The following is a 6,261-nucleotide window of genomic DNA, read 5'->3' as shown; positions in this document are numbered from 1 at the left end:
AGTGAATAAAAAATATTTTTATCTTCATCTAAAGGAATGTGAATTTAGGTATAACTATAGGAATGAAGATTTATATCAAAAAATCTTAAAGATTGTAAGGAAAAATCCTCTGTTCTACTCGTGACCCTTGTTTAATTTTCTTCAGAATTCGTTTTCACTTTTCTTTCGTTTTATTTTCTTCATAATCTGTTTTTATTTCAGGTTTGTTTTTGTTTCATTTCTTCATTTTTCGTTTTTTTTCAAATTTTCTCGATAAGTCTGTGATATGTCTATAATATACAATCAAAATTATGTCTATAATATATGCAAATTCCGGGTCCGATTTGGGATTTTACTTAAAATCTGCCCGGCCGCGCGCGGGCCGAAGCGCAGCCGAAACCGTCGAACGGAAAAAGTGCGGTGCAAAAGCAGGCATGAAATACAAAAAAACGATCTAAATAAAATAAATGAAAAAATAAATGAAATATCTGCGTTTAAAAAAATAACGAAAAATTAAGAGAAAAAAAGGAAAAAAGAAAAAAGGAAAATGAAATAAAATTAGAATGAAATGAAAAAATGAAATAAAAAAATGAAGCGGAAATAAAAATATTATTTTTGATTCGGAATATAATAAATTTCAATCTCTCAATTATGTTTTTCTTTTTATTCGCAATGCCTGTGAACTGTGTCCGGATTTCAACGGCGGAAGCATTCTTTTATTTATTTATTACGCTTCAATCGAAGCTGACCGATATCTATCGGTGTTTTATTTGAGATTTTATTAGATTCTATTTTTTTTATTATAGTTGTTTAATTATCATAAAATATTCTAAAAAAATTTCGATTTTTGCGCTTTTTTCGACCCTTTGTTTCTTCTGCAAATGTCTGCCGTTTACGTTTTTAGGGGGCATCATGGTTGTTTTTTTTGCGCGCCTCTTTTATTTTTCATCGGGTTGTATCTTTTGTAAAGCATTGTTATTTTATAAACGCCTTGTTAATTGTATAACTGAATTGAAAATTTATTTTAGATTTAAGTTATATATGAAATTCTCCAATTATTTAATGTGAATTACATATCGTAATTCATTCAACAGCAGATTGAAATGGGGATTTTAATCTGTCAAAAGTTTTGTGTCATTTTGTGTAAATGTTGAATAATGGGGGTATATTCGCAGAATAATGTTTACGACTGTTTCATTCGATTGTTTCACTTGTTGTTCATTCGTTGTTTCATTCGTTCGTTTCATTCATTCTGTTCGATTATTTCTTTTAGACACGTTATGCGAAATGAATGTACATTTTATTGTACATGTTTTGTACGGAGGTAAAAATATGTCAGATATATTTAAGGAATTAGCAGACGCCGTTATAACTCAGAACATCAACGGCACCGTTGAGAAAACAAAAGAAGCACTTGCAAACGGAACACCCGCTCTCGATATCATCCAGAAGGGTCTTTCTGAAGGCATGAAAGTCGTCGGTGAAAAATTCGAAACCGGAGACCTTTTCTTACCCCAGATCATGATGTCCGCAAAAGCAATGAACAGCGCAATGGAAATTCTCCAGCCCGAACTCGCAAAAGGCGACGGTTCCGAAAGTGCAGGATACTGCATCTCTTTCGTTCAGGCAGGCGACATCCACGACATCGGCAACAGATTGGTTTCCACAATGCTCGGCGCAAACGGCTTCACAGTTAAAGTCCTCGGTGTTGACGTTGAAAACGAAGTTGTCGTTGAAGAAGTCAAGAAAGCAGACGCAGGCAAAGTTCTCCTTGTCGGCTCCGCATTGATGACCACCTCTATGCTCGGTCAGAAAGACTTGATGCTTATGATCGATGAAGAAGGCGTCCGCGCAAAAGTTAAATGTATGTTCGGCGGCGCACCCGTTTCCCAGAGCTGGATTGATGAAATCGGCGCTGACGGAACAGCCGAGAACGCAGCAGAAGCAGTTATTGTTGCAAAGAAAATTATGGCCTGAGGTGGTTATAAATGGCATACAAAAGATCAATTGATGCATACGAATTCTACAACCGCGCAAAGACCGGTGAAAAATGCTCACAGGACGACTGGGACTTAATGCACATTCCGATGAAAGCAATGGAATTGAAGCAAAAATACGGTCTCGACTTTAAAGGCGAATTTGTTCCGACAGACGCAGAAATGACCGAGAAGCTCTTCAAAGCCGGTTTTGACATGCTTCTCGAAGCAGGTATCTTCGTTACAGACACCAACAGAATCGTCAAATACACAGAAGACGAAATCTGGGATGCAATCCGCAACCCCATGCCCGAATTCCAGCTCGGTACCGGCAGAGACGCCGTTACAATGAGAAGAAGAACAGTCGGCGACAAGAGAGGACCCTTGATCCAGGGCGGTCCGACAGGTTCCCCGGTTTCAGAAGACATCTTCTATGAACTCCACATGTCCTACGCACTTGAGAAGGAAGTCGACACCATCGTTAACGGTGTTATGATGACCGTCCGCGGCTACCCGCCGGTTCCGAAGACACCCTTCGAAATCCTTGCAGCAAAGACAGAAACAAGACTTATCAAACAGGCAGCAGCAGTCGCAGGCCGCCCCGGCATGGCCGTTTAGGGCCCCGAAACCTCACTCTCTTCACAGGGTAACATCAGTGCAGATTGTGCAGGCGGCATGCTCCCCTCTGACAGCCACGAAGTTTCACAGCTCAACGAATTGAAGATTGACCTTGATGCAATTTCCGTTATTGCCCACTACCACGGCAACAGCGACATCATCATGGACGAACAGATGCCGATTTACGGCGGTTACGCCGGCGGTCTCGAAGAGACAGCAATCATCGACGTCGCATCATCCATCAACGCATTCGTCATGTCCGGCGCAAGCTGGCACCTTGACGGTCCGGTCCACATCAGATGGGGTTCCACCAACACCAGAGAAACCCTCGCTGTCGCAGGATGGGCAAGTGCAGCCATCACCAACCACACGCAGTTCATGCAGGGTAACCAGTACTACCCGTGCGCAGGCCCGTGTACAGAAATGTGCTTCCTCGAACTTGCCGCACAGGCAATCACTGACTCCGCATCCGGCAGAGAAATCCTCTCCGGTGTTGCAGCAGCAAAAGGTGTCATCACCGACAAAACAACCGGTATGGAAGCCCGTATGATGGGAGAAGTTGCAAGATCCGCAGCAGGCGTCGACATCGCTGAAATCAACAAGATTTTGGACAAACTCGTCGCAAGCTACGAGGGCAACTACGGCAACGCTCCGGCAGGCAAGACCTTCCAGGAATGTTACGACATTAAGACCGTTACACCCACCGACGAACACGTTAAAGTCTACGAAGGCGCCGTCAAGAAACTCGAAGGTTTCGGCCTCGTCTTCAAATGATTTGACGAAAAAGTGCTTATTTCCTGAAAATAAGCTTTCGGCAGTTACTGCCGTAGGTGAAATATCCTGACATAAAGTTTAACAAAACAAAAATCGGCCGGCTTTTGTCGGCCGGTTTTCAACTTGTCAAAAATCTTCGCGGCCGTTTTTGAAAATGCCGCAGATGTTTGAAAATTGAAACGTTTGAAAATTGAAACGTTTGAAAACAGATGTCGGGGTAAGCGGTTTAACATTTATGTCTCCGATTATGCTTTGAATTCCGCTTTGAGCATTTATGTGGTTTATGCTCGTTTTAACCGGTTATGTTTGTGGTTCCGGAGGAAATCAAATGCAGTTAGGAGATTTGCATTACAGTACAGAAAATGAACGATTCGTTAAAAATCGGGGGTTGTTTGTCAATTTATTGACAGTTGTGTGTGTCAATGTTTAATATTGCGGGATAGTGGTTTAAATTCGCGTGGTTAATTTCAGTTCAAAAGTCTTGCACTTTTATCGAATCAAATTTTGGTTGAACAAGTGCCTTGAATTTGTTAAAAATCTTTTCATTTTTGGCAGAAGTAGAGGACACTTTAAAATCTTCGTGATTTCGTGTAGCAATTTTACTTATTGATCTGATCAGCCTTTTTACGTTTTTATCCCCTTTGTTATTGATGCGACTTCTTTTATCACCCCACTTCGAAATGAGGTGTATATGATGGATACAGGAACTATCATTAACTTATTAATTTATTTAATAGCGTTTGCCATCATCGGTTACATGTGCTTGGATGCGTACAGAGTTTCGAAAATGAAAAAATCAGGAGAGTGATGTCTTATGGCAGAAGATCTTGAAAAGAAACTCCGTCCGTACCACGTATGGGCACTCGGTGTCGGTATCGTGTTGGTCGGCGAATATATGGGCTGGAACTTTACGGTTGCAAAAGGCGGTATCATTGGTGCCCTTTTTGCGATGATTGTTGCCGGCTTGATGTATATCGTCGTCTCAATTTGTGCCAGTGAACTCGGTTCTTCAACTAAGCTGGCCGGCGGTCCGTATGATTGGGTTCGACTTTTTGTCGGTCCCGGCGCTGCGGCTATTGTCGGTTTGGCAGTTTACATGGAATATATCGCGCTTTCAGCCGGTGACGCAATCGTCGTCGGTCAGCTGGCAAGTGCGTACTTTGAGTGGATTGATGTTAATGCAGTGGCTATGCTGATTTTGGCAATCTTGACGCTTATTAACTACCGCGGTGCAGTGACCGCTCTAACACTGAACTTCTTCCTGACGTTTGTTGCGGCAATTGCGATTGTCTTATTCTTCCTTTCTTCCGCGACAGGCATCGGTGTTGCGAACTTCAGCTTTGACGGACTGTTCTCCGGCGCAATGCCGTACGGTTTGGTCGGTGTGTTTGCAGCCATGCAGTTCGGGCCGTGGTTCTATCTGGGTATAGAAGGCGCGGCAATGTGTGCCGAAGAATGTAAGCACCCGACACGTGCTGTCCCGTTGGGTCAGCAGGCCGGTATGATTACACTCGCTTTGATGGCCGGAATGACCGTCTTTATTTGTGCCGGTCTCATGGGCTTTGAAGAACTCGGTGCATCCGTTTACCCGCTTTATGAAGCAGCTGTCAACAGCGGTTCAGGCATCTTTATTGCTTTGTTGATTATCGGTACGCTCTTTACGTGTTTGGCCAGTTCGAACGGTTGTATCAACGACTCTTCCAGGTCTTGGCTGGCATTGGCGCGTGACGGTTTCATCACCGACTGGTTCGCAGATGTGCACCCGAAATACAAGAGTCCGTTTAAAGCCGTTATCTTTACGATTCCGGTTTCTGCAGGTTTTGCCTTCAGCGGTTTCTTAGATCAGGTGATTACGTTCTCGATTATGTCGGGATTGGTTTGTTATGTCTTGATTCCGTTCGCATTGATCCGGTTCAGAAAGATGTATCCGTCGTCTAACTCGCTTATTCGTCCGTACATCGGTCCGCTCCAGCCGTGGATTTCTTACTTGGCAATCGGTATTGCCATTTTGATCATGTCCACGTTCTTCTGGGCGTACATCTACAACTTGATCTTCGCATTGATCTTCTACATCATCGCCTACTTCTACTTCACCTGGCGCTACAAGAAGATTAAAGTGCAGCGGAACAAAGAGTTCAGCTGGCAGGACAGACTCGGCTGGCCCGACCCCGAAGTTGCACTCGGACAAAATGGAATGGCAGCCCAAACAGGAGGCGGTAATGATGGTGAATGAAGAGAAATATAAGAAATGGCTGATGTTGGACACATTGCTTATTATCGGCATGTGGCTTTTCTTCGTCCTTTCCGAAACATTCGTTATTGCGACCATTCTGAACGCAGCGATTAAAACAGGCGTTGAAGTTCCGGCAATCCTTCTGGGATTCTTTGTATTGGTTATGGCTTTGATGTTTATCATCAACGGCTTAGCCTGCTGGAATGTGCGGAAATCCATTAAGGAATATATGTACGAATTCAAATATTACGACTGAGGTGAAAGATATGGCAGATAATCAACCCAAACTTTCTGACCAGCAAGGTCTTGCAATGAAGATTTTCGATATTATCTTCATTTTCGCACTGGCTTTCATCTGTGTCGTTACACCGGTTTTCCTGAGCGGCGGTGTTATCGTCGTCGGCGGCGGCATCAGTGATGCAATCGTCTGGAATGCGCCCGGATACTTCGGCACGCTTTTGGTCATCCTTGTCTTCTTCATTGTGATTCTTTATCACTCTGTGAAGAACTATGACTATTAAGTCAGCCCGTGAACAATTACAAAATTTGACGGATTTGTCTTTTGACAAATTCGTCTTTTTTTTTGATTGATTTTGAACGTTTCAATTGATTGGCCGGTTGATTAGCTGATTGATTGGTTGATTAGCTGATTGATTAATTGATTTGCTTCATTTTTGATTC

The 6,261-nt window shown here is 43.0% G+C and carries 4 protein-coding genes and 2 pseudogenes; all 6 read left to right on the top strand.

The window, feature by feature from the left end; translation table 11 throughout:
- A pseudogene (locus MmiAt1_RS09020) lies at nucleotides 1-124 on the top strand (IS1595 family transposase); the annotation flags it as partial.
- A gap of 1,187 nt (nucleotides 125-1,311) precedes the next feature.
- Nucleotides 1,312-1,956 (top strand): methyltransferase cognate corrinoid protein, encoded by a 645-nt coding sequence (locus MmiAt1_RS09015; RefSeq protein WP_318786551.1) that lies wholly within the window; start codon nucleotides 1,312-1,314, stop codon nucleotides 1,954-1,956.
- Nucleotides 1,957-1,967: 11 nt separating this feature from the next.
- Nucleotides 1,968-3,347: pseudogene (locus tag MmiAt1_RS09010) on the top strand (monomethylamine:corrinoid methyltransferase).
- Between the two features lie 814 nt (nucleotides 3,348-4,161).
- A complete protein-coding gene (locus MmiAt1_RS09005; protein ID WP_318786550.1) occupies nucleotides 4,162-5,580 on the top strand; it encodes an APC family permease in 1,419 nt (472 codons plus the stop codon).
- The gene (locus MmiAt1_RS09000; RefSeq protein WP_318786549.1) at nucleotides 5,567-5,836 is read left to right on the top strand and encodes a hypothetical protein; all 270 of its coding nucleotides are present in this window, start codon (nucleotides 5,567-5,569) and stop codon (nucleotides 5,834-5,836) included. The genes MmiAt1_RS09005 and MmiAt1_RS09000 overlap by 14 nt, the downstream gene beginning before the upstream one ends.
- Nucleotides 5,837-5,846: 10 nt before the next feature.
- On the top strand, nucleotides 5,847-6,101 hold the full coding sequence (locus MmiAt1_RS08995) for an AcrB/AcrD/AcrF family protein (protein WP_318786548.1): 255 nt from the start codon (nucleotides 5,847-5,849) through the stop codon (nucleotides 6,099-6,101).
- Nucleotides 6,102-6,261 lie beyond the last annotated feature (160 nt).

The sequence above is a fragment of the Methanimicrococcus hacksteinii genome, assembly GCF_032714515.1.
GTDB lineage: Archaea > Halobacteriota > Methanosarcinia > Methanosarcinales > Methanosarcinaceae > Methanimicrococcus > Methanimicrococcus hacksteinii.
The sequence above is the reverse complement of the archived record's forward strand: the minus strand, read 5'-3'. Positions and strand labels throughout refer to the sequence as shown.

Bases quoted from the DNA above. Each gene is read 5' to 3' on its own strand.
- MmiAt1_RS09015 (WP_318786551.1), top strand. From the start codon at position 1,312: ATGTCAGATATATTTAAGGAATTAGCAGACGCCGTTATAACTCAGAAC.
- MmiAt1_RS09005 (WP_318786550.1), top strand. From the start codon at position 4,162: ATGGCAGAAGATCTTGAAAAGAAACTCCGTCCGTACCACGTATGGGCA.
- MmiAt1_RS08995 (WP_318786548.1), top strand. From the start codon at position 5,847: ATGGCAGATAATCAACCCAAACTTTCTGACCAGCAAGGTCTTGCAATG.
- MmiAt1_RS09000 (WP_318786549.1), top strand. From the start codon at position 5,567: ATGATGGTGAATGAAGAGAAATATAAGAAATGGCTGATGTTGGACACA.